The organism is Nocardia albiluteola, from assembly GCF_018860155.1.
GTDB lineage: Bacteria > Actinomycetota > Actinomycetes > Mycobacteriales > Mycobacteriaceae > Nocardia > Nocardia albiluteola.
Genome location: NZ_JAHKNI010000006.1, coordinates 442,048 through 462,934 on the forward strand (window position 1 = coordinate 442,048; position 20,887 = coordinate 462,934).

The following is a 20,887-nucleotide window of genomic DNA, read 5'->3' on the forward strand; positions in this document are numbered from 1 at the left end:
GTGGACGGATACGTGAACAACGGGACGATGATGGCCGAACAGGCGTCCGGTGGCGAGGGCACGCCGGCGAACGAAGCACCCGGTACTCCGGACGCACAGGGAGAGCAGCCGTCCGTGCGGCCGACTGCCCCGGAACCGGCGAAATCCTCTCGGGCCGGCCGTAACTTACCAGCCGCGCTGGCGGTCGGCTTCGGCTTGGGCCTGTCGCTCATCGCGATCCTGCTGTTCGCCCCGAAGATCCTGGTGGGGGTGATCGCGGTCGCCGTCGCCATCGCCACCTGGGAGGTCGCCAAGCGGCTGCGCGAGGCCGACGTGCTGGTGCCGCGCATTCCGCTGCTGGTGGGCGGGCAGGCGATGATCTGGCTGGCCTGGCCGTACGGAACGCACGGCGTCGCGGGCGCATTCGGGCTCACGGTCCTGATCTGCATGGCCTGGCGACTGTTCGATCACGGGCTTTCCGCGACGCCGCGGAACTTCCTGCGCGACACCGCGATCACGATCTTCGTACTGTCCTGGATTCCACTGCTGGCCTCCTTCGCGATCGTGATGCTGAGCGAACCGCGCGGCAATCTGCGGGTGTTGACGTTCATGATCCTGGTGGTCTGCTCGGACGTCGGGGGATATGTGGCGGGCGTGCTGTTCGGGCGGCATCCGATGGTTCCGGCCATCAGCCCGAAGAAGTCCTGGGAGGGCTTCGCCGGCTCGCTGGTGTTCTGCGTCATCGGCGGTCTGCTCACCGTGACCCTGCTGTTGCAGGCCAATTCGATGATCGGCGTGCTGCTCGGTGTCGCGGTGGTGCTGGTGGCCACCTCCGGCGATCTGATCGAATCCCAGGTCAAGCGCGAGCTGGGGATCAAGGACATGGGCACCCTGCTGCCCGGGCACGGCGGCATCATGGATCGGCTGGATTCGATGCTGCCCTCGGCGTTCGTATCGTGGCTGGTGCTGACCGCGCTGTTGTAATCGCCGCCGCAGGAGCCGCGATCGCGCTCGGCCCGGAATTCGGCGCCGGCGCAGCCCTGGCGGAGCATCCGCTGCCCGCCTGCGAAGACGTCTACCAGGCCGATGTGCCGTGCCAGAGCCAGCGCGACCCGGTCCACCCCACAGGCACCAACCACGACGCGCCGCCTCAGCAACGGGTGGACAATCTGTCCACCCGAGCGTGGACTGATGAGTCCGGGAGCCGGGATGGCCAGGCGCAGACCCGCATTCGACCGGAGTGCGCGACCGGCGTCCGTGCATGCCTGGGAAGCCTGCCTGTTCATCGGAGCGTAGGTCTTCCGTAATCTGGTCGCATTTGGATGAGTTGGATCCACCCGAACGACCGGTAAAGGTTTCCCATGCTCAACCCTGACGGCCTGGCGCCGGACACCGGCATTCCCGCGGCCGCGGCGGCGCGGATGACGATGGACGAGCAGTACGACTGGCACCGGTCGTATCTGCGGCGGCACCCCGTGAGTCGCCGCTCGTTTCTGCGTGGCAGCACCGCGGCGGGTGTGGCCGCCGGTTTCTCCTCGTTCGGCGCGCTGGCCTATGCCCAAGATGCCCCGCTGGCGGTGGCGGGCAGGCACGTCGGCTTCGGCCCGGATGCCGCCAGCCAGCTGCGGTTCTCCGCGCAGCTGTCGCGCAATCCGAGCCGGGGGAAGGTCTATCTCGAACACGGCCCGACGCCCGCGCTGGGTGCGAGCGTCGAGGCGGAGGTGCGCAATCTGGTCACCCAGCTGCCGCGCACGGACGGCGGAGTGCTGGCCGCGGAACAGTTTTATGTGCACGCGCCGGTGGACGGTCTGCCGGGGCGGATTCCGCACTTCTACCGGTGGCGCACCTCCGATGGCTTCGTGAGTGAGGTGGCTGCTGCTGCGACCGCGATGCCGAGCTCGCGCGCGGCGCTGGTGCCGTTCCGCTTCACCATGATGGGCGATCAGGGCACCGACGACATGCCGTCGCAGCCCGCCGGCATGAAGCCCGGCGCGTATCGCAACAAGTACGGCAAGGGCGATGCGCCCGGATCGCGCAACGCGGACGCCATCCAGCGCCAGATTGTCGCGGCGAACCCGGACTTCCATATTCTGGCCGGCGATATCAGCTATGCGGACCCCTCGCACGGCGGTGGGACGGATTGGTTCGTGCCCAGCGCAGCGCCCAAGACCAAGGGCATCGACGCTTACAACCCGTTTGTCTGGGACGACTACTTCCACCTGATCGAATCCAGCGCCGCGCGCGTGCCGTGGATGTTCGCCACCGGCAACCACGACATGGAGGCGGTCTACGGCACGCACGGATACGGCGGGCTGACCAAGCGGTTGGATATGCCCGGCAACGGTCCCGCCGGATGCCCCTCGGTGTACTCGTTCCGCTACGGCAATGTCGCGGTGCTCTCGCTGGACGCCAATGAGGCGTGCTACCAGTATCAGGCCAATCTGGGCTATTCCGGTGGCGCGCAGACGAGTTGGCTCGAGCGGACCCTGGCCTCGCTGCGCGCCGACCCGGCGATCGACTTCATCGTCTGCTTCTTTCACGAATGCGCCTATGCGACCGGCGTGGGCGGCGCGAGCGACGATGGGGTGCGCGGGGCGTTCGCGGCGCTGTTCGATCGCTATGGCGTGGATCTGGCGCTGCAGGGGCACAATCATTGCTTCGAGCGCACCGATCCGATTCGCGGCGGTCGTGCGACGAGGGTGGCCGCGGACAACTCGATCGTCTACCCCGAGACCGACGGGACCGTCTACTACGTGGTCGGCGGTGGTGGTGCGGCGCACGGCGAATTCGATTTCGGGGAGACCTATCGCGGTCACGAGCTGCCCGACACCGCCGTTGCCAAGTCCGGGCTGTGGGATCGCGATGGTAAGCAGCAGTTCGAGGCGGCGCAGTGGTCGCGGGTGCGCTTCAGCCGCTATTCGTTCATCCGCGTGGACGTCCGGCCCGGGGTGTTCTCCAGCGAGATGGATGTGACCGCCGTCGACGCATCCGGCCGCGAATTCGACAAGGTCACCTTCCGGCGGCTGGTGCGGCGGTAACAGCGCACCCGCGCCCGTTCACCATTCCGCCAGGGAACCGTCCCGGCGCTGCCAGATCGGATTGCGCCAGCGGTGACCGGATTCCGCCGCGCGGGCCACGGCGCGTTCGTCGATCGTCAGGCCCAGGCCCGGGCCGTCGGGACGCGCAACGTAGCCGCCGCGGAGGTCGAATACGGCGGGGTCGAGCAGATAGTCCAGCAGATCCATCCCGCTGTTGTAGTGGATGCCGAGGCTGGACTCCTGGATCAGCAGATTCGGGGTGGCGAAGCCGACCTGCAGGGCCGCGGCCAGCGCGATCGGGCCCAGCGGACAGTGCGGGGCCAGGCTCGCGCCGTATGTCTCGGCCAGGGCCGCGATCCTGCGCACCTCGGAGATCCCGCCCGCATGGGACGGATCGGGCTGGGCCACGGCGATGCCCGCGCGCAGCGCAGCCGCGAAATCCCAGCGTGAGTACAACCTTTCGCCGGTGGCGATGGGAATGCTCGTCGCGCCGGTGATCTCGCCGAGCCGATCGCCGAGCTCGGGTACCAGCGGCTCCTCGGCGAACATCGGCAGATAGGGCTCCAGCAGCGGCAGCACGCGCCGGGCCATCGCCATGCTGAGGCGACCGTGGAAATCGACGGCGATATCGAAGTCCTCGCCGACCGCGGCGCGCACGGCCGCCACCCGCTCGACGATCTCCCGGGTCGCGCGCGGTGTGTCGATCGGTTCCAGCTCCGCGGCGGCATTCATCTTGATCGCCGTGTAGCCCTGGGACTTTCGCTCCAGCGCTGCGGCGGCGACGTCGTCCGGGCGGTCGCCGCCGATCCAGCCGTACATCCGGATCCGCTCGCGCACCGCCCCGCCCAGCAGCTGCCAGACCGGTATGCCCAGGGCCTTGCCGGTGATGTCCCACAGCGCCTGATCGATGCCCGCGACGGCGCTGGACAGGATCGGCCCGCCGCGATAGAAGCCGCCCTTCGTCAGTGTCTGCCAATGCCTTTCGATACTCATCGGGTTCGCGCCGACGAGGTGGTCCGAGAGCTCGGCGACCGCCGCGGCGACCGTCTGCGCGCGGCCCTCGACCACCGGCTCGCCCCAGCCGATCAGGCCCTCGTCGGTGTCGATCCGCAGGAAACACCAGCGCGGCGCGACCAGGTAGGTGGTCAGGGCGGTGATCTTCATCGGGATTCCTTGCTAACGCTCCAACCGCCGTCCACCACCAGCTCCGCGCCGGTGATATAGGAGGCATCGGACGAGGCGAGAAACGCCACCGCGGAGGCGATCTCGTCCGGATCGCCGAGGCGTTCCAGCGCGGTCGCCGCGGCCGAGGCGCGCCGGCCCGCGTCGTCGATGCCGTCCCAGGCGGGGGTGAGGATCGGGCCGGGCAGGATGGCATTCACGCGGATGCCCTCGGGCCCGTACTCGACCGCGAGCTGACGCACCAGCGCCGTCAGCCCGCCCTTGGCCGCGGCGTAGCCGGGCCGTCCCGGCAGGCCGAAGTGGGCGTGCACGCTGGAGATCGCGATGACGCTGCCACGGCGGGCGCGCAGGTCCTCGAGGAAGGTGCGGACGCCGAGGAACAGCGGGGTGAGGTTGACCGCCAGGCCCTCGTCCCAGGCCTGTCGTGTCAGTTCGTGCGCCGCAGCGTTCCGATGCGTGAATGCGCTGCTGCACAACACATCCAGCGGCCCGAACAGCCGGTGAACCCGGCCCGCGAGCATGGTCCAATCATCCTCGCGGGACACGTCGCACGATACGAAAGCGGCTCGGTATCCCTCGGCGCGCAGTCCGGTGGCGACGTCGTCGCCGCGCTCGGCGATGTCCGCGAGCACCACCGCGGCTCCCTCCTCGGCCAGGCGCGCGGCGGTTGCCGCCCCAATTCCCGAAGCGGCGCCGGTGACGACCGCGACCCGGCCGGTCAGCCGACGCGATGCCGCCGTCATGATCGGCTCGGGTACGCCGAATACCCAGTGGTGCAGGATATTCCGACTCGCTCCATGTCGTGCCCGCGCCGACTACGTCGGCAGCCCGACCGCACGCTCACCGCTGCGCCGTTGCTGGATGACGACCGCGGCGACCAGCAGCGCGCCCTGAGCGACGTTCTGCCAGAAGGTGTTCACCCCGACCACGTTGAGCCCGTTGTTCAGCGCGCCGAGCAACAGCACCGCCAGCAGCGTGCCCGCGACCGTGCCCTTGCCGCCCTTGAGTGCGCTGCCACCCAGGGCCGCGGCGGTGATCGACTGCAGCTCCAAACCCTCACTCCCCGAGACCGGTTGGCCCGATCCGGTGCGCGCGGTGAGGATGATTCCGGCGATCGCGGCGACGATGCCCGCGAGTACGTAGACCGCGATCAGGTACTTGTTGATGTTGATGCCCGAGAGCCGGGCCGCGGTGTCGTTGCCGCCGATGGCGTAGATGTTGCGGCCGATATCGGTGTACTTCAGCAGTACATGCACGCCGATCGAGACGACCGCCAGGATGATCACCGGCACCGGCAGCCCGAGAACCTTGCCGCGCGCCAGAAAGATGAACAGGTCGTTGTCCAGCACGAAGCCCTGCGCCTTGCCGCCCGAGATCAACTGCGCCAGGCCCTTGTAGGCGGCCAGGGTGGCCAGCGTCGCGATCACCGGATTGACCCGGCCGTAGACGATGATGATGCCGTTGACGATTCCGAGCACCACGCCGAATCCGATCGCCGCCAGGATGCCCAGCCACGGGTTGCTCCCCATGGAGGTGAACACCATCGCGCTGATCACCGAGGCGACCCCGGCCTGCGATCCGACCGAGATATCCATCGCGCCGCAGATGATCACCACGGTCTGCACGACGGCCAGCAGCCCGAAAACCGTGACCGCGTCGCCGATTCCGGCCAGATTCCCGGTCGAGAGATAACCGCCGTTGAGGGAGCTGAAGATGATGACCAGCACGATCAGCGCACCGATCAGGCTCAGGTTGCCCGGGCCGATCGCGCGCAGTATTCGGCGCGGGGTCAGGGCGGAGGAGTCGAGGCGGCGTGCGGTGGAGGATTCCGGCGCGCCGGGAGAGGAGTCGGAGGTGGGGCCGGCCGCCGGATGCGGGGTCGTGCTCTGGTCGGTCATTGAGAATCCTTGCGGGAGAGATCATCCGGGCCCGTCGGCGCCGGATGTGTGAGTCGTCAGGGTGTCGGCGCCGAGTCCGCGGCGGTCAGGTCCGAGGCCATGGCCAGCGCGAGGATGGCCTCCTCGCTGGCCTCGTCGCGGCTCAGCTCGCCGGTCACCCGTCCCTGCTGCATGACCACGATGCGGTCGGCCAGGCCCAGCACCTCGGGCAGCTCGGAGGAGATGACCAGCACGGCCACACCGGATTCGGCCAATTCCTCGATGACGTGATAGATCTCGATCTTGGCGCCGACATCGACACCGCGAGTGGGCTCGTCGAGGATCAGCACCGTGGGCTTGCGGGCGAGCCAGCGCGCCAGCACCACCTTCTGCTGATTGCCACCCGAGAGCTTGCGTACCTCCTGCTCGAGCGAGGGCGTTCGGATCCGCAGGGCGTCGACGTACTCTCGGGCCAGCCGGGTTTCGGCGGCCCGGCGCACGAATCTCAACCGCCGCAGCCGATCCAGCACCGCCAGCGAAATATTGTCCCGCACACCGCGGTGCAGCAGCAGCGCCTGTGCCTTGCGCTCCTCGGGCGCATATCCCATGCCGGCGCGCACCGCATCGCGGGGCTGGCGCAGGTGCAGCCGCGTGCCGTCCACCCGCACCTCGCCGGAGTGGATCGGCAGGTCCCCGACCAGTGCTCCGGCCAGCTCGGACCGTCCCGCGCCGACCAACCCGGCCAGCGCGACGACCTCCCCGGCCCGCACCGTCAGGCTCACCTCGCGCACGTCGTCGGTGGTGACCGCGTCGACCTCCAGCAGGACCCGGCCGGGCACATTGTGCTTGCGCGCGAACACCGTCGACAGATCGCGCCCGACCATCATCGCCACGATCTCGCGATCGGTCGTCTCGGAGGTGGATCGCTCACCGACCATCGCGCCGTCCCGCAGCACGACCACCCGGTCGGCCACCTGGAAGATCTCTCGCATCCGGTGCGAGACGTAGATGACCGCCAGGCCCTGCTCGCGCAGCCGCCCGATCAGTGCGAACAGCGACTCGGTCTCGTGGTCGGACAGTGAGGACGTGGGCTCGTCGAAGGCGATGACCCTGGCCTCGGTGGTCAGCGCCCGCATGATCTCTACCAGCTGGCGTTGCGCGGCGGTCAGTTTCGACCCGAGCACGTCCGGATCCAGGGCGCGCTCGAAGCCGAGCCGGGCCAGATCTTCGCGCATCCGGGCGTTCAGGGCCGCCCGATCGACGAATCGTCCGGCTCGGCGGGGTAATTCGCCGAGGTAGACGTTCTCCGCGACCGAGACGTGCGGCACGATCTCGGGCTCCTGGGCGATCACCCGGATCCCGGCGGTGCGCGCCGCGGCCGGGGTGGCCGGGGCGAAGGGTGCGCCGTCGAGCTCGAGATCGCCGCCGTCGGGACGGTGATCGCCGCCGAGAATCCTGATGAGCGTGGACTTTCCGGCGCCGTTCTCGCCGATCAGTGCGGTCACCACGCCCGCGGGGAAGTCCACGCTCACCTCGCGCAGGGCGGGCACGCCGGCGAAACTCTTGGAGATCGCGCTCGCGCGCAGCCCGCCCCGCCGGTCGCTCAGCTGCACTTCAGCCCCGACTGCTGCCAGTTGCTCGCATCGACCATCTTGGTCGGCGCGAACGCCTCCGCCGGCATCGCCTTGCCGTTCTTCAGGTAGTCGACCATGGTCTGGACGGCCAGCGCGCCGACATCGGTGCCGTTGATGAACAGCGCGGCTTTGAATCCGGTGGGCTTGCCGCTGCGCCACTCCTTGCACGCCAGGTAGGCGCCGAGGCCCACACCCAGGACGTCGTCGGCGGAGTAGCCGGCGTTCTGGATCGCCGAGACGCCGCCGCTGACGTTCTCGTCGTTGCAGCCCATGACGATCCAGTGCTTCACCGACCGGTTGCCCGCGACCGTCGCGGAGATCTTGTTCTGCGCATCGGACGGGGTGTTGTCGGTGCCGACCTCGATCACCCGCACGGGCGCGCCCGCGGCCTGGGCGAACGCCTTCTCGTTGGCCTTGACCCGGTCGGTGCAGACGGTCACGTCCTGCTTCCAGGCGTCCACGATCGCGGTGTCCGCGGGGTTCCAGCCGGACTTCTTGAAGTCCTCGCCCGCGCGGGTGCCGACATCGGTCCCCATCTGGGTGCCGCTGAACCCGACCCGGGGCAGCAGATCCTTCGCATCGCACTTGGAGGGGTCGGGGCCGGTCACGCAGACCTGGTCGTCGGAGCTGAGCAGCGCGACGTTGCCCGCCTTGGTCAGCTGCACGACCTGGGGGCCGACCGCCGGGTCCGGCGGGACGACGATCATGCCGTTGGCCTTCTGGCTCACCGCGTTCTGCGTCTCGCTGATCGCCTTGTTGGCGTCGTTGCCCAGATCCACCACCTTCAGGTCCGCACCGAGCGCGGCGGCCTTGGCCTTGGCGCCGTCGGCCTCGTCGATGAAATACTCCTGGTCGCCCTGTTTCTGGGCGTAGACGAGGCTGATCTTGCTGGTCAGGTGCTGGGGTCCGCTTGCGGCAGAGCCGGATTCCTTGCCGGAGGAACAGGCGGAGGTGGCCAGGGCCAGCGCCAATCCGCACACTGCTACGCCGGTCCAACGACGATGGTGGGTCCAGGACATGGACACTCCTAGGTGATCTGCCGCACAGTCGGCATTATTTGGTGGTGGCGGTCACACTATGACTTCTGGTAACTGTTGTAAATACCGTTGGTCGAAGTGATTTCGGACGAGTGGCGCCGAAGCGGAAGGATCCCTGGCGTGTACCAGCTGACCGCGCGTGACATCAGGCGCCGCAACAGATTCGCCGTCCTGCAGGCGGTGTATGCCGCGGCGCCTGGACATATCAGTCGCCAGGAGGTTGCCAAGGCGACCGGGCTGTCGTTCGCCACGGTCGGCAACATGATCGCCGAACTGCTCGACGTCGGAGTGCTGGCGGAGCTCGGCTACGATGCGGCAAGCGTCGGGCGCCCGCGGGCGCGCCTGGCGATCAACCCGGAGCGCGGGATGCTGGCGGGGGTCGACATCGCCGAAACGGCCATACATTTCGACCTGTTCGACCTGGCCATGACGGTGCTGCGCTCGGTGGAGATTCCGGTCGAGCCGACGGCCACCCGGCCCGAGGACGTGGTCGCGCTGATAGCGCGCGGCATCCGCGAGCTGGTCGGTGCCGACGCGGGCAGGGTGCTGGGCGTCGGGCTCAGCGTGCCCGGGCCGGTCGAACCCGAGCGCGGGGTCTCGGTCTTCTCGCCGTACTGGGACTGGCACGACATCGAGCTGAAAAGCCTCTTGGAGCGGCATCTTTCGCATCCGGTGTACCTGGACAATCCACTCAAGGCCAGCGCCGTGGCGCAGCTGTGGTTCGGGGCGGGCCGCGACGTGGACGATCTGATCGTGCTCACGCTGCGGGCCGGGGTCGGCATCGGTGTGGTGATCGACGGCGCGCTGTATCGCGGCGTCGGCAACAGCGCGGGGGAGTGGGGGCACACCATCCTGGTGCTGGACGGGCGCGAATGCCGGTGTGGGCGAAGAGGTTGCGTGGAGGCCTATGTCGGTGCGCCCGGCATCGTGGCCACGCTGCGCGAGCACGATCCGGGCAGCGGTCTGCTGCGGTCCGACGACGCCGCCACCATCGCGGCCATTGCGACAGCCGCTGCGCGCGGGGATACCTTGGCGCGCACGGTGATCGAGATCACCGGCCACTACCTCGGTGTCGCCGTCGCGAATCTGGTGAATCTGTTCAATCCGCGCACCATGGTCTTCGGCGATCTGGTGGCGAACCTCCTCGGCGAGCCGCTGCTGGAGGCCACCCGGCGGGTTGCCACCGAGCATGCCATGACCGCGCCCTTCGAGGCCGTCTCCCTGCAACTGTGCACCCTGCCGCACAACCCGGCCAGCCTCGGCGCCGCCACCCTGGCGCTCGAGGCGTTCCTCGCCGACCGCGAGACCTTCGGTTCGATCGCCGCCCGCCGGGCCCAGCGCGCGAGCTCGACCTAGCTTCCCCTCGGCCTCGGATTCCTCCGCGCCTTCCTGCTGACCGGGATCGAGGCTGGATGTGTTGCAAGTCACCTCGCAGGCTCGGTGCATGATTCGGATTGGCATGTTGCTGCCCTACGTCGAGGGCTTGGTCACGTCGGGCGGATTTCTCCGGGACCTGGCCGGGACGCTGGAGGAATGTGGCGTCGAATCGCTCTGGACCGTCGAGCACGTGGTCGTGGCGGACGGCTACGAGGCCCGCTACCCCTACTCTGCGGACGGGCGGATGCCCGGACCCGAGCACGGCGTCCCGATGACCGATCCGCTCGAGACGATCGCCTTCATGGCCGGGGCGACCGAGGCGTTGCGATTCGGCACCGCGATGGTGGTGGCGCCGCTGCACAGCCCCGTCGTGCTGGCCAAGCGGGCCGCGACGATCGCACTGCATTCGGCGGACCGGCTGCTGCTCGGGCTCGGAATCGGCTGGCAGCAGGAGGAATACGCGGCGGTGGGGGCGCCGTTCCGGCAGCGTGGCGCCCGTCTGGAGGAGAGCATCGAGGCGATGCGCGCGCTGTGGCGTGATGCCCCGGCGGCCTACCACGGCGAGCACTACTCGTTCGATCCGCTGTTCTGCGAGCCGCGGCCCGCATCCGGACGGGTGCCGATCGTGTTGGGCGGCAACAGCGAACCGGCGGTGCGCCGGGCGGGACGGATCGGCGACGGGTGGTTCCCGTACACGATCACCCCGGAGGGATTCGCCGAGGGCGCGGACCTAGTCCGGGCGGAGGCCGCGGCCGCGGGGCGCGACGACGGTGCGGTCGAACTCACCGCGTGGCCCGGATCCTGTGATCCCACCCGGGAGTTCGACGCCGACTTCGTCCGGGGCTACACCGATGCGGGCGCGACCAGGCTGGTGATCTACCCGCCGATGTACGGGCCCGAATCCCTGCTGGGACCCGCGGGACTGACGGGCCTGCCCGCGTACGTCGACCGCTTCCGCGAGCAGGTGGTGAGCAAACTGTGAGCGGGCGCGGCGCCGTGCACGCTGGAACCCGGCGTCGGGGAGGACGGGGTGCGATCGGGCGTCGCGGCGGAGTCGGGGTCGCGGGCGTCGGCAAGGTGCGGCCGTGGCTGTGAACATATTGGACCGCATCACGATTCGGCTCGACGACGTCGGCACGTGGCTGGAGCGCTGGCAGCGCGAGTATCTGCCCGGCGCGCAGCGGCGCGGTATGCGAGTGGTGCGGCGCTGGCGGTCGTTCGCCGACGTCGGGGCGGTCACCGTCCATGTGCTGTGGGAGATCGACGGCGTGTACCCGTTCTACGGGATGCGCGGTGCGGCCGGTGGCGATCCGGCGGTGGCCGAGTTCTGGGCCTGGACCGATGAGCATGTGGTGTCCCGCGACCGCAGCGTGCTGGAGCCGATGGGAGATCCGTCATGACCCGCTGGGTGATTCGAACCGAATCCGATGCGGCCGGTCCGCTCGAGGGTTCGGGCGGTCCCGACCTGCCCGGTAGTACCGGCGGCCTCGGCATGACCTGGGACGTGGTGGCCGACGAGGTCACCGCGGCGTGGCCGGACGTGCCCGCGTCGGCCGATGTGGTGCCGCTGACCCCGGTGCTGGCCGTGCACGCGCCGCTGGCCGGTCCGCGCATCAAACGCACGCTGCTGCTGCGCGTGCGCCCCGGCACGCCCGAGGACACCGTGCGGCGATTCGAGGACGCGCTGACGGCCATGCCGCGCCACATCTCCTCGATCCACTCCTGGGCGCTGAGCCGCACCGCCACCGGACCGTGGACCCACGCCTGGGAGCAGGAGTTCGCCGACCTCGACGGCCTCAACGGCGAATACCTCCGCCACCCGTACCACTGGACCTGCGTGGACCGGTGGTTCGACCCGGAGTCGCCGATTTCGATCGTCGAGCCGGGGTACGCCCATCTGTTCCGCTGGGCCGACGGGCCGGTGCTGTGCTGAGGCGGTCCACAGCGGTACGCCGACCGTGATCTCAGGTGCGCCCGCGGTCGATAACGGTCATTTTCTCCTCCAGGGGGGCGGGGACCTGGCGGATGTCGGCGGCAATGCCGGCCTCGGTGAGTGCGGCGCGGATCTTCGCCGGGTCGGTGTCGGCGAGGCGGACCTGGCGGCCGTCCAGGGTGACCGGCAGGTCGGCGGCGGTCAGGGCGGTGAAGGCGGCGGCCCAGTCCTGGCTGTCGACCTCGGTCGCGGTGGTGTCGCCGATGATGTCGGATTCGTTGCCGGAGGCCACATTTCGGCCATGCGACATCAGGACCAGCCGGTCGCACTGTTCGGCCTCCTGCATGTAGTGGGTGGTGACCAGTACTCCGATCCCGGCATCGGCCTGATCGTGGATGGTGTCCCACAGGCGTGCCCGGGACAGTGGGTCGACGCCGGAGGTCGGTTCGTCCAGGATCAGCAGTTCGGGGTGATGGGCCAGGGCAACGGTGAAGGCCAGGTGGCGTTGCGGGCCCAGCCCGATATCGCCGACCAGGTGATCGCGGACCGCTTCCAGCGCGGGCGGTAGCGATACCTCGCGGCCACCTGCCGTGCCTGCGGGCCGACCACCTCGGTGCGCAGCGAATCGACATTGAAACTGGCCGCATAGCCGAAGATGACCAGCAGCAACAGCGGCAACGCGATGATCATCGCCATCATCCGCTTGTCGCGGCGCAGCTCCAGAAACTCCTTCAACACCATCGCTCGCATCGCGATGCTTCGTTCCCGGACCGCCGCCGACACGGTGATCCGACGTGATGGTCAGTGACACCCGGTCCTCGCCGGGCGTGCGGAACACCCGTGCTGATCAGGGCTATCAGAAGTGGGCCGGGCCTCGTCGGCGACGGTCGAGGGCTGGTGCAGGTGATTTCGGACACCCGGTTGCCGAGGATCGGCGGCGTGGTCTGTGCTGCTCACAGAGTGCCATCGGTTCTAGGCCATACTGGTAGGGCTATGGCTACCCCTGTACCGCTCGTCTTCGACGCCCCCCGCCGCGGCATGCCACCGCGGCATCTAGCCGACCTCGACGCTGACGAGCGTCGCACGGTGGTTCAGGAATTGGGTCTGCCCAAGTTCCGGGCCGACCAGATCGCCCGGCAGTACTATGCGCGACTGCAGGCGGACCCGGAGCAGATGACCGACCTGCCCGCCCCCGTGCGCGCCCAGGTCGCCGAGGCCCTGTTCCCGCCGCTGCTGACCGAGGTTCGGCACGTCGTATGCGACGACGGCACCACCCGCAAGTCGCTATGGCGCGCCGGCGACGGCACCCTGCTGGAATCGGTCCTCATGCGCTACCCCGACCGTAATACCCTGTGCATCTCGAGCCAGGCGGGCTGCGGCATGGCCTGCCCCTTCTGCGCCACCGGCCAGGGCGGCCTCAACCGCAACCTGTCCACCGCGGAAATCGTGGACCAGGTCCGCGCCGCCGCGGCGGCGTTACGCGACGGCGAGGTGGCGGGAGGCCCGGGACGGCTGTCCAACATCGTTTTCATGGGCATGGGTGAGCCGCTGGCGAACTACAAGCGTGTAATTCGTGCGGTTCGTGCGATTACGTCGCCGGCTCCGGATGGTTTCGGGATTTCGCAGCGCAATGTGGTGGTTTCGACTGTTGGTCTGGCGCCGGCTATTCGGAAGTTCGCGGACGAGGGTATGTCGGTGACTTTGGCTGTGTCGCTGCATACTCCGGATGATGAGTTGCGGGATACGTTGGTGCCGGTGAACAATCGCTGGCCGGTAGCCGAAGTTCTGGATGCGGCACGGTATTACGCGGATAAGTCGGGTCGTCGGGTGTCGATCGAGTACGCGTTGATCCGGGATGTCAATGATCAGCCGTGGCGTGCGGATCTCTTGGGCAAGAAGCTGCACAAGGCTCTCGGTCCCCGTGTACATGTGAATCTGATTCCGTTGAATCCGACTCCAGGTTCGGAGTGGGATGCGTCGCCGAAACCTGTTGAGCGGGAGTTTGTTCGGCGGGTGGAGGCGCAGGGTGTGCCGTGCACGGTGCGTGATACGCGGGGGCAGGAGATCGCTGCCGCTTGTGGTCAGTTGGCGGCGGAGGCATAGCTTGTGAACTACATCCGGGCAAGACCGATGGCCTGGTTCGTTCGTTAGTCGAGGTCGTTGTCCCGGCTTGCCACGGCCTGCATGTCATGTAGCCACAGCATGAGCTGGCCGTAGGCTTCGTCGATCTTCCGCCGTCGCTGCTTGTCACGTTCGGCATCAAGCTGATCCTGATGTTGTTGATGTGCCAACTGCAGCTGGGCTTCGAGTTGACGATGAGCGATCGTGATGTCGGCCCGTGCGCGGCGGCTACCAGCGGCAAGCGCCGCGATAGCCGCGACGATCGCCCCTGCGATGGTTCCCGCGACCGGGATCACCTGTGTCCACATGGCTCGAATTATCAATCGGTCCAACGGTTTCCGGGTCGTATGCCGTGATCGTCGCCCGCTGTTGTGCCTATGCGAGTTTGCCCTGAACCGCAGGGGGTAAAGGCCTGCTCTCCAACGCGGGCGGTTGGTCGGCCCAGTCCAAGTGAAACCTGCACGGGTTGCGCGGCAGCTGCTAGCGGCAGGAATGGGGCGACCCTGGAGCCTTGGGTCGTCATGTTTTCGATTTATTCGAAAGTAGGGCACAATGGGGTTGGCCATCGAGGAGGGTGTGATGACGGAGACGCTGAATGAGCGCACGCTGCTGCCGGAGCATCCGGATCAGCTGGCGGCGGTGCGCAGGTTCTTGGATGAGGCGTCGACGACGGGTCAAGTGACGGTGCTGCGTTCGGCAGAGGGGGAGATGGTGGCTTTGCCCGCGGAGGTAGTAGAGGGTCTTCGTTTGGTGGCGTCCGCGCTGTCCGAGGGCAAGGCGGTCACGGTTGCGCCATTGCATACCACGCTGACGACGCAGGAGGCTGCTGAGCTGCTGGGGATGAGCAGGCCGACGTTCGTGAAGTTGTTGGATGCGGGCGAGATTCCGTATACCCGGCCGGGGCGGCATCGTCGTGTGCGCCTGACCGATGTGCTGGCGTTTCGGGAGTATCGGCGTGCCGAGCGGGCGGCTGGGCTGTCGGAGTTGACCAGGATCTCCGAGGACCTGGATCTCTACGACGACCTGCCGCCTGAACCGCTGAGGCGGCATGACTAATGCGGCGAGTCCTTCTTGATACCTGTGTCTTGTATCCGGGCCACCTGCGTGACACGCTGTTGCGTCTGGCGGAGGAGGATTTGATCCAACCGCTTTGGACGGCGGAGATCCTGACCGAACTTCGGCGGAATCTCTGTGCGCGATCCGCATCCGACGATTCCGCCGCGGGCAAGGTGGATCGTTTGATCAGTACGTTGATCGGGTTCTTCTCTGATGCTTTGGTCGATGGTTATGAGGAACTGGTCGACAGAATGGAGAACCATCCGAAAGATCGTCATGTGTTTGCGGCGGCGTTGCAGGGCAATGCGGATGTGCTGCTTACGTTCAATCTCAGAGATTTTGCGGTGAGGCCTGTCGGTGAGGGTTTCCCCGAGTTGATGCATCCGGATGCGTTTCTGCTGGATATGCTGGATCGAGCTCCGGGCCAAGTGATCAGGCTTCTGCGCAGGCAGGTGGCCGAGCACAAGCGTCCGCCGAAACATATTCAAGGTCTTCTTGATGTGCTGGATCGCACGGGTGTTTCGGGGTTTGCGGCCGAGGTGCGCCGGCGCCTCGACTGATCGCGGTCATCCTGGTTCGAGCGCTTGTAAAGCGGTGGGCATGGGTGAGCCGCTGGCGAACTACAAGCGTGTCGTGAATGCGGTGCGGCGGATTGGCTGTGTCGCTGCATACTCCGGATGCTGAGCTGCGGGATACATTGGTGCCGGTGAACAATCGCTGGTTGGTGCTGAAGTCCTCTATGCGGCAAGGTATTACTCCACCCGGGCCGGTAGTCGAGTCCTGAGATGTCCGAGGTCAGTTGCTTCCCGAGGGAGCCATTGAGTGTGCAATGAGTTTAATTATATTGTGTCACACCAAATTATGCTGTCCACGATGCGCGGGCCTGTGGCTGTCGAGTGTGGAGATCGTCAGGGCTGATCGTTACGGATCCACCAGGGCGGATACTCCCGCTGTAGATACTATCGCATGCGATAGTATCTCTGATGGAAGTGCAGCGAAGGTGCGCCTTTGATGAGCCGTGGTGTCTGTCGGTGCATTACGTTCATGCTGATCCGGGGTTTTTGCGCTGATTGGCATGGAAGCGGGCTTTCTTCTGGCGGTTTCCGCATGTGTTCATGTCGCACCATCTGCGGGTGCGGCTTTGGCTGGTGTCGAAGAAGGCGGCTCGGCAGGTGGGGGATGCGCAGAGGGCCAGTTTTCCGTCTCGTTCGCCTGCGATGATGCTGATCGCGTCTGCGGCTATTACGCCCAGGGCGTCTTCTACGGATGTGGCCGGGTTGAGGCGCCATTGCCGGGTGCCCTCGGGGGTCAGGATGGCTGCGGCTCGGCCCTGGGCGCTGCGGTCGTTGATTATTTGGACCGCGGCCGCGGGGAGGGCGTCTTGGATCGCGGCGGCTGTTGCGGCGGCGTGAATCGATTCCCGCAGTTCCCGGGCGAGTTCGAGCTGGGCGGGGGTGCAGGACTCCACGGCCAGGCCGCTCACTGTCAGCCAGTCGACGAGTCGTTGCGGCGTGGGGATGCGCTCGATGGGGATGCCGCGACGCTCCGACAGCGTGCCCGTGAAGCTGGTCGCCAGCACGTTGCCGAGACGGAATTCAGGGAATTGGGCAGGCATGGAACCACCTTAGCCGGTTGCGAGCCGATATTGAGACATGCTAGAACCGTCTTAGCCAGTTCTAGGGTCACCAAGGAGGTCTCATGCAATGGTTCGTTGCCGACGCTGCACCCGGCACTATCGCCACCACGGCAGCTCGCTTCGGCGGCGACATCTCATGAGCCGTCCAACCAGCGACGTGCAAGATTTCGAAGCCCACGCATCCGACGCCGACCTCGACGATCTTCGCGCGCGACTCGCTGCGGCGCGGCTACCCGAAGCCGAGACGGTCCAGCGCGCCGCGCCCGGTCGCCGATGGGGACAGGGCGTGCCTCTCGCCGACCTCATCGATGTCGTGAACTACTGGCGCACCGGGTACAACTGGCGCTCGTTCGAAGCGCGCCTCAATCGAATCGGCCAGTTCCGCACCACCATCGACGGTCTGGGAATCCACTTCCTGCACCGTAGATCCCCGCGCGCAGATGCCACTCCGCTGATCATGACGCACGGCTGGCCGGGCAGCATTGCCGAGTTCGTCGACGTCGTCGGCGAGCTGGCAGATCCGAAAGACGCTGACGCACCGGCATTTCACGTCGTGGCCCCGTCGCTACCGGGCTTCGGTTACAGCGATAAGCCCGTCACCACCGGGTGGGGAATCGAAAAGATCGCGGCCGCATGGGTGGAGCTGATGGAACGGCTCGGCTACGACAGATTCGTAGCCCAGGGCGGCGACTGGGGAGGGGTGATCACCACGGTCCTCGGCGGCAGGTTTCCGGAGCAGGTTCTGGGCATCCACACCACGACCGCGCAGGCGCCGCCCGGACTGACCACGGACGGGCTGACGAGTACCGAGCGCGATTGGACCGAGGAAACCCGCGATTTCTGGCTCTACCGCGCGGCATACGCGAAGCAGCAGGCAACCCGTCCGCAGACGATCGGCTATTCGCTCGTCGACTCACCGGTCGGGCTGCTCGCCTGGATCCTCGACAAGTTCGCCGAGTGGACGGACACCGAAGACAGTCCGTTCGAAAGGATTTCGAGAGATCGCCTTCTCGACGACGTCACCCTCTATTGGCTGACGCGGTCCGGCGCATCGGCGGCCCGCATCTATTACGAAAGCCACCTCGCGCTCGACCCCGAGCTCCGGGTCGACATCCCGTCGGCTATCAGTGTGTATCCCCGCGACATCGAGAAGTGCCCGCGCCCCTGGGCGCAGGAGCGGTACCGGCAGATCGTCCGATGGACCCTGCCCGAAGCGGGAGGGCATTTCCCGTCGCTGGAGGTCCCCGAATATTTCGTCGGGGACGTGCGGGAAGGTCTCGCGGCGGTGCTGGCCGCCAGGTAATGGCTCGGCGCCGATATCGCTGTGCCGCTGTCGATCTCAGTCCGCTGCGGGTGTGACCCGGGTCCGGCCGTCGTCGGTGCGATAGCCCAGTGCGAAGCTCGGGCAGCGGTCGATGACCTCGGCCAGCGCGTCGGCGTTGCTGTTGTCGGGTCGGATCCAGGGGCGTTGTGCCGGATCGAACACCGCGGGGAGTCCGCGGACGCATTCGGTCGCGTGCCGGCAGCGCGCGGCCTCCCAGGTGACGGTGATCCCATCGGTTCGGTACTCCCGGATCGGGCCCGGTGACTGTTCGGTCATGACCGCTCCGGATGGTGCCGCAGGGATCCGCCGGCGGCCAACCGCATCAGGTCGCTGCCGAAATCGATATCGGCGGTGGACTTTTCGGCGCGGGTCGCATTGCCCGCGAACTGGTGCTGGTACCCGTCCCAGTTGCCCTCGGCGATGTCGCGCGGGGCGCCGCTGCGCAGCAGCGCGGCCAATTCGTTTGCCGCACGGCGGATTCGCTTGCCCAGGTCCGCCGAGCCCCAGTCCTCGGGCGCCGCGTACAACGACGTCGGTACCGGCACGCTACGCAGGAATGCGAACAGCGGGCGCAGCTGGTCGTCGACCACCATCGCGTGCCGGGCGGATCCGCCGGTCGCGGCGAGAATCACCGGCTTGGCGATCAGCAGGTCGTTGTCGATCAGGTCCGCGAAAGACTTGAACAGTCCGCTGATTCCGGCCTTGTACACCGGTGTGCTCGCGACGACTGCGTCCGCGGCGGCGAGCTTGTCGATCGCGTCCTGGACGGCGTCGGTCGGAAAACCTGACACCAGGGAGCGGGCGATCTCGACGGCGATCGGGCCGAGCTCGATCACCGTAACGGTGGCGGGCATCCCGGCGACGCCCAGGGCGTCCACCGCTGCCTGTGCGATCCGGTCGGCGAGCAGTCTGGTCGAGGACGGGGAGCTCACGCCCGCGCTCACGACCGCGACGGTTGTGGTGTCGGTCATCGGGATTTCCTCTCGGAGTTGCGGTTCCGTGGGGGAGCGGCGGCCAGCAGCGCCAGGCTGAGGTCCCGGAGGCTGCGGAGCTGGTCGTCGTCGAGGCCCCTGGTCATTGCCGTGGAGACGTGCAATGCGTGCGCTCGGCCGGCTCGTCGCTGTGCGGCGACTCCGTCCGGCGTCAGCCGGATTCGGTACGCGCGCGCATCGTCCGGGTCGTCGCCGCGCACGACCAGCCCGCGTGCTTCCAGACGGGTCACCAGCCGGGAGATCCCGGCCTGGGTGAGCAGTACGTCGTCGCACAGCTCGGTCAGCCGCAGCCCGTCCGGCGCCGCCGAAAGTGCGTACAGCACACCGTATTCGCGCGGCAGCAGCTCGCCCCAGTCACCCTCGTGTTCGAATTCGAGCGCGAGGGTGGCCTGGGCCCGGAACAGGGCTTCCCACGCCTCGAGTGCGAGCCGGATGCCCCGGGACTCCTGCGGTCCGGAACTCATGCGATCACCGGGAAGCGAGCCTGCATGTCTGGATCGCTGTCCTGGTAGGGCGAGGTGCCGGACAGGTTGTCGCCGCGGTTCGGGTTCGGTCGCGGCTGGCGCGGCGCGTCGCCACCGTACTTGGCGGTGACGAGCGACGCATGGGTCGGTGCGTCCGGAACACCGGGCGCCCGGCGCGAAGCCATCTCCTTGCGCAGCACCGGAACAACTTCGGTGCCGAGCAGCTCGACCTGCTCCAGCGCGAGCTCGACCGGAAGCGACAACCCGTCGAGGGCGAACAACTGGCGCTGATAATCGCCGAAGCCGTCCCGGAAGGTCAGCACCTTGTCGATGACCTGCTGGGGGCTGCCGACCGTGATCGGTGTGCGCGCCATCTGGTCCTCCAGCCGCGAGCCGCGGAATACCGGATAGTTCTCGAAGTACGGCTTGAACGTCCGCACCGCGTCCTGGGAGTTCTTGGCGATGAACGACATTCCGCCCAGCCCGACGATCGCCTGGTCGGCGGTGCCGTGCCCGTAATGCTCGAACCGCTGCCGGTAGAGGTCGACCAAGGGCTTGAAGTGGAAGTTCGGCGCCAGGATGTGGTTCGCGAAGAACCCGTTGCCGTAGTAGGCGGCCTGCTCCGCGATCTCCGGCGTGCGGATCGAGCCGTGCCAGACGAACGGCGGCACGTCGTCCAAAGGCCTTGGCGTGGAGGTGAACCCCTGCAACGGAGTACGGAAGTTTCCCTCCCAGTCGACGACGTCCTCGCGCCAGAGCCGGTGCAGCAGGTTGTAGTTCTCGAGCGCCAGGGCCACACCCTGCCGGATGTCCCTGCCGAACCACGGGTAGACCGGGACGGTGTTGCCGCGACCGATCATGAGGTCCAGCCGGCCGTCGGCGACGTGCTGGAGCATCGCGTAGTCCTCCGCGATCTTCACCGGGTCGTTGGTGGTCATCAGGGTGACGGCGGTGCTGAGTATCAGCTTGTCGGTCAGCGCGGCGATGTACCCGAGCAGCGTCGTCGGTGAGGAGGGCACGAACGGCGGGTTGTGGTGCTCGCCGAGCGCGAACACGTCCAGGCCTACCTCATCGGCGCGTCGCGCGACCCGGATGATGTTCCGGATCCGCTCCGCCTCGCTCTGCGTGTAGCCCGTCTCCGGCTCGGGGGCGATGTCACCGACGCTGAAGATTCCGAACTGCATGACGTCTCCTTTCGAGCGCATCCGCAATATGCTTGACTGCGCAAGCAGTTCAA

At 67.4% G+C, this 20,887-nt stretch carries 23 protein-coding genes and 1 pseudogene; 11 read left to right on the forward strand and 13 right to left on the reverse strand.

Going from position 1 to position 20,887, the window contains the following annotated elements:
- Nucleotides 1-30: 30 nt before the first annotated feature.
- Both KO481_RS20385 and KO481_RS20390 read left to right on the forward strand, forming a co-directional pair.
- Nucleotides 31-963 carry a phosphatidate cytidylyltransferase gene (locus KO481_RS20385; RefSeq protein ID WP_215918947.1) on the forward strand — a complete coding sequence of 311 codons (933 nt, stop codon included), beginning with the start codon at nucleotides 31-33 and terminating at the stop codon, nucleotides 961-963.
- A gap of 377 nt (nucleotides 964-1,340) precedes the next feature.
- Nucleotides 1,341-3,017: a metallophosphoesterase gene (locus tag KO481_RS20390; RefSeq protein ID WP_215918758.1), complete on the forward strand. Its 1,677-nt coding sequence runs from the start codon at nucleotides 1,341-1,343 to the stop codon at nucleotides 3,015-3,017.
- An 18-nt stretch (nucleotides 3,018-3,035) separates the two neighbouring features.
- Here KO481_RS20390 and dgoD read toward each other — a convergent pair whose 3' ends face one another.
- The 5 genes from dgoD to KO481_RS20415 all read right to left on the reverse strand — a co-directional run bounded on the left by dgoD (nucleotide 3,036) and on the right by KO481_RS20415 (nucleotide 8,729).
- Nucleotides 3,036-4,181, reverse strand: coding sequence for a galactonate dehydratase (dgoD, locus tag KO481_RS20395; RefSeq protein ID WP_215918759.1), 1,146 nt, complete (start codon nucleotides 4,179-4,181; stop codon nucleotides 3,036-3,038).
- Nucleotides 4,178-4,942: an SDR family NAD(P)-dependent oxidoreductase gene (locus KO481_RS20400; protein WP_215918760.1), complete on the reverse strand. Its 765-nt coding sequence runs from the start codon at nucleotides 4,940-4,942 to the stop codon at nucleotides 4,178-4,180. The genes dgoD and KO481_RS20400 overlap by 4 nt, the downstream gene beginning before the upstream one ends.
- 72 nt (nucleotides 4,943-5,014) lie before the next feature.
- Nucleotides 5,015-6,097: an ABC transporter permease gene (locus KO481_RS20405; protein ID WP_215918761.1), complete on the reverse strand. Its 1,083-nt coding sequence runs from the start codon at nucleotides 6,095-6,097 to the stop codon at nucleotides 5,015-5,017.
- A 56-nt stretch (nucleotides 6,098-6,153) separates the two neighbouring features.
- Nucleotides 6,154-7,689 carry a sugar ABC transporter ATP-binding protein gene (locus KO481_RS20410; protein WP_215918762.1) on the reverse strand — a complete coding sequence of 512 codons (1,536 nt, stop codon included), beginning with the start codon at nucleotides 7,687-7,689 and terminating at the stop codon, nucleotides 6,154-6,156.
- Nucleotides 7,680-8,729: a substrate-binding domain-containing protein gene (locus tag KO481_RS20415; protein ID WP_215918763.1), complete on the reverse strand. Its 1,050-nt coding sequence runs from the start codon at nucleotides 8,727-8,729 to the stop codon at nucleotides 7,680-7,682. Before KO481_RS20415 ends, KO481_RS20410 begins: the two co-directional genes overlap by 10 nt.
- Nucleotides 8,730-8,867: 138 nt before the next feature.
- Here KO481_RS20415 and KO481_RS20420 point away from each other — a divergent pair, with 138 nt between their 5' ends.
- The 4 genes from KO481_RS20420 to KO481_RS20435 all read left to right on the forward strand — a co-directional run bounded on the left by KO481_RS20420 (nucleotide 8,868) and on the right by KO481_RS20435 (nucleotide 12,057).
- Nucleotides 8,868-10,103 (forward strand): ROK family protein, encoded by a 1,236-nt coding sequence (locus KO481_RS20420; RefSeq protein WP_215918764.1) that lies wholly within the window; start codon nucleotides 8,868-8,870, stop codon nucleotides 10,101-10,103.
- An 88-nt stretch (nucleotides 10,104-10,191) separates the two neighbouring features.
- The gene (locus KO481_RS20425) at nucleotides 10,192-11,106 is read left to right on the forward strand and encodes an LLM class F420-dependent oxidoreductase (RefSeq protein ID WP_215918765.1); all 915 of its coding nucleotides are present in this window, start codon (nucleotides 10,192-10,194) and stop codon (nucleotides 11,104-11,106) included.
- A 103-nt stretch (nucleotides 11,107-11,209) separates the two neighbouring features.
- Complete coding sequence (locus KO481_RS20430) at nucleotides 11,210-11,524, forward strand: hypothetical protein (protein WP_215918766.1); 315 nt, start codon at nucleotides 11,210-11,212, stop codon at nucleotides 11,522-11,524.
- Entirely contained in the window at nucleotides 11,521-12,057 is a 537-nt protein-coding gene (locus KO481_RS20435; RefSeq protein ID WP_215918767.1) for a Dabb family protein, read from the forward strand. The genes KO481_RS20430 and KO481_RS20435 overlap by 4 nt, the downstream gene beginning before the upstream one ends.
- Nucleotides 12,058-12,088: 31 nt before the next feature.
- Here KO481_RS20435 and KO481_RS44820 read toward each other — a convergent pair whose 3' ends face one another.
- Entirely contained in the window at nucleotides 12,089-12,403 is a 315-nt protein-coding gene (locus tag KO481_RS44820) for a hypothetical protein (protein WP_215918768.1), read from the reverse strand.
- Nucleotides 12,404-12,513: 110 nt separating this feature from the next.
- Nucleotides 12,514-12,798 carry a hypothetical protein gene (locus KO481_RS44825; RefSeq protein WP_372452085.1) on the reverse strand — a complete coding sequence of 95 codons (285 nt, stop codon included), beginning with the start codon at nucleotides 12,796-12,798 and terminating at the stop codon, nucleotides 12,514-12,516.
- Between the two features lie 252 nt (nucleotides 12,799-13,050).
- Between KO481_RS44825 and rlmN the strand changes: the two genes are divergently transcribed.
- Nucleotides 13,051-14,160: a dual-specificity RNA methyltransferase RlmN gene (rlmN, locus tag KO481_RS20450; protein ID WP_215918948.1), complete on the forward strand. Its 1,110-nt coding sequence runs from the start codon at nucleotides 13,051-13,053 to the stop codon at nucleotides 14,158-14,160.
- Between the two features lie 44 nt (nucleotides 14,161-14,204).
- Here rlmN and KO481_RS20455 read toward each other — a convergent pair whose 3' ends face one another.
- Nucleotides 14,205-14,486, reverse strand: coding sequence for a hypothetical protein (locus tag KO481_RS20455; RefSeq protein ID WP_215918769.1), 282 nt, complete (start codon nucleotides 14,484-14,486; stop codon nucleotides 14,205-14,207).
- A 271-nt stretch (nucleotides 14,487-14,757) separates the two neighbouring features.
- Here KO481_RS20455 and KO481_RS20460 point away from each other — a divergent pair, with 271 nt between their 5' ends.
- From KO481_RS20460 to KO481_RS20470, 3 genes and pseudogenes are all read left to right on the forward strand, one after another.
- Complete coding sequence (locus KO481_RS20460; protein WP_245401186.1) at nucleotides 14,758-15,234, forward strand: helix-turn-helix domain-containing protein; 477 nt, start codon at nucleotides 14,758-14,760, stop codon at nucleotides 15,232-15,234.
- On the forward strand, nucleotides 15,234-15,794 hold the full coding sequence (locus KO481_RS20465; RefSeq protein ID WP_281066138.1) for a PIN domain-containing protein: 561 nt from the start codon (nucleotides 15,234-15,236) through the stop codon (nucleotides 15,792-15,794). The genes KO481_RS20460 and KO481_RS20465 overlap by 1 nt, the downstream gene beginning before the upstream one ends.
- A 4-nt stretch (nucleotides 15,795-15,798) precedes the next feature.
- Nucleotides 15,799-16,014: pseudogene (locus KO481_RS20470) on the forward strand (23S rRNA (adenine(2503)-C(2))-methyltransferase RlmN); the annotation flags it as partial.
- A gap of 262 nt (nucleotides 16,015-16,276) precedes the next feature.
- On the opposite strand, the gene KO481_RS20475 reads toward KO481_RS20470, so the two are convergent.
- Nucleotides 16,277-16,849, reverse strand: a complete 573-nt coding sequence (locus KO481_RS20475; RefSeq protein WP_215918771.1) for a CGNR zinc finger domain-containing protein — start codon at nucleotides 16,847-16,849, stop codon at nucleotides 16,277-16,279.
- A 157-nt stretch (nucleotides 16,850-17,006) separates the two neighbouring features.
- On the opposite strand from KO481_RS20475, the gene KO481_RS20480 reads away from it, so the two are divergent.
- On the forward strand, nucleotides 17,007-18,173 hold the full coding sequence (locus tag KO481_RS20480) for an epoxide hydrolase family protein (protein WP_215918772.1): 1,167 nt from the start codon (nucleotides 17,007-17,009) through the stop codon (nucleotides 18,171-18,173).
- Between the two features lie 36 nt (nucleotides 18,174-18,209).
- Here KO481_RS20480 and KO481_RS20485 read toward each other — a convergent pair whose 3' ends face one another.
- Genes KO481_RS20485 through KO481_RS20500 form a run of 4 tightly spaced genes read right to left on the reverse strand, consistent with a single transcriptional unit; the run spans nucleotide 18,210 to nucleotide 20,834 of the window.
- Nucleotides 18,210-18,470: a (4Fe-4S)-binding protein gene (locus KO481_RS20485; RefSeq protein WP_215918773.1), complete on the reverse strand. Its 261-nt coding sequence runs from the start codon at nucleotides 18,468-18,470 to the stop codon at nucleotides 18,210-18,212.
- Nucleotides 18,467-19,165: a CE1759 family FMN reductase gene (locus KO481_RS20490; RefSeq protein WP_215918774.1), complete on the reverse strand. Its 699-nt coding sequence runs from the start codon at nucleotides 19,163-19,165 to the stop codon at nucleotides 18,467-18,469. Before KO481_RS20490 ends, KO481_RS20485 begins: the two co-directional genes overlap by 4 nt.
- Nucleotides 19,162-19,650 carry a MarR family winged helix-turn-helix transcriptional regulator gene (locus tag KO481_RS20495; protein WP_215918775.1) on the reverse strand — a complete coding sequence of 163 codons (489 nt, stop codon included), beginning with the start codon at nucleotides 19,648-19,650 and terminating at the stop codon, nucleotides 19,162-19,164. Before KO481_RS20495 ends, KO481_RS20490 begins: the two co-directional genes overlap by 4 nt.
- Nucleotides 19,647-20,834 (reverse strand): CE1758 family FMN-dependent luciferase-like monooxygenase, encoded by a 1,188-nt coding sequence (locus KO481_RS20500; RefSeq protein ID WP_215918776.1) that lies wholly within the window; start codon nucleotides 20,832-20,834, stop codon nucleotides 19,647-19,649. Before KO481_RS20500 ends, KO481_RS20495 begins: the two co-directional genes overlap by 4 nt.
- Nucleotides 20,835-20,887: the final 53 nt, after the last annotated feature.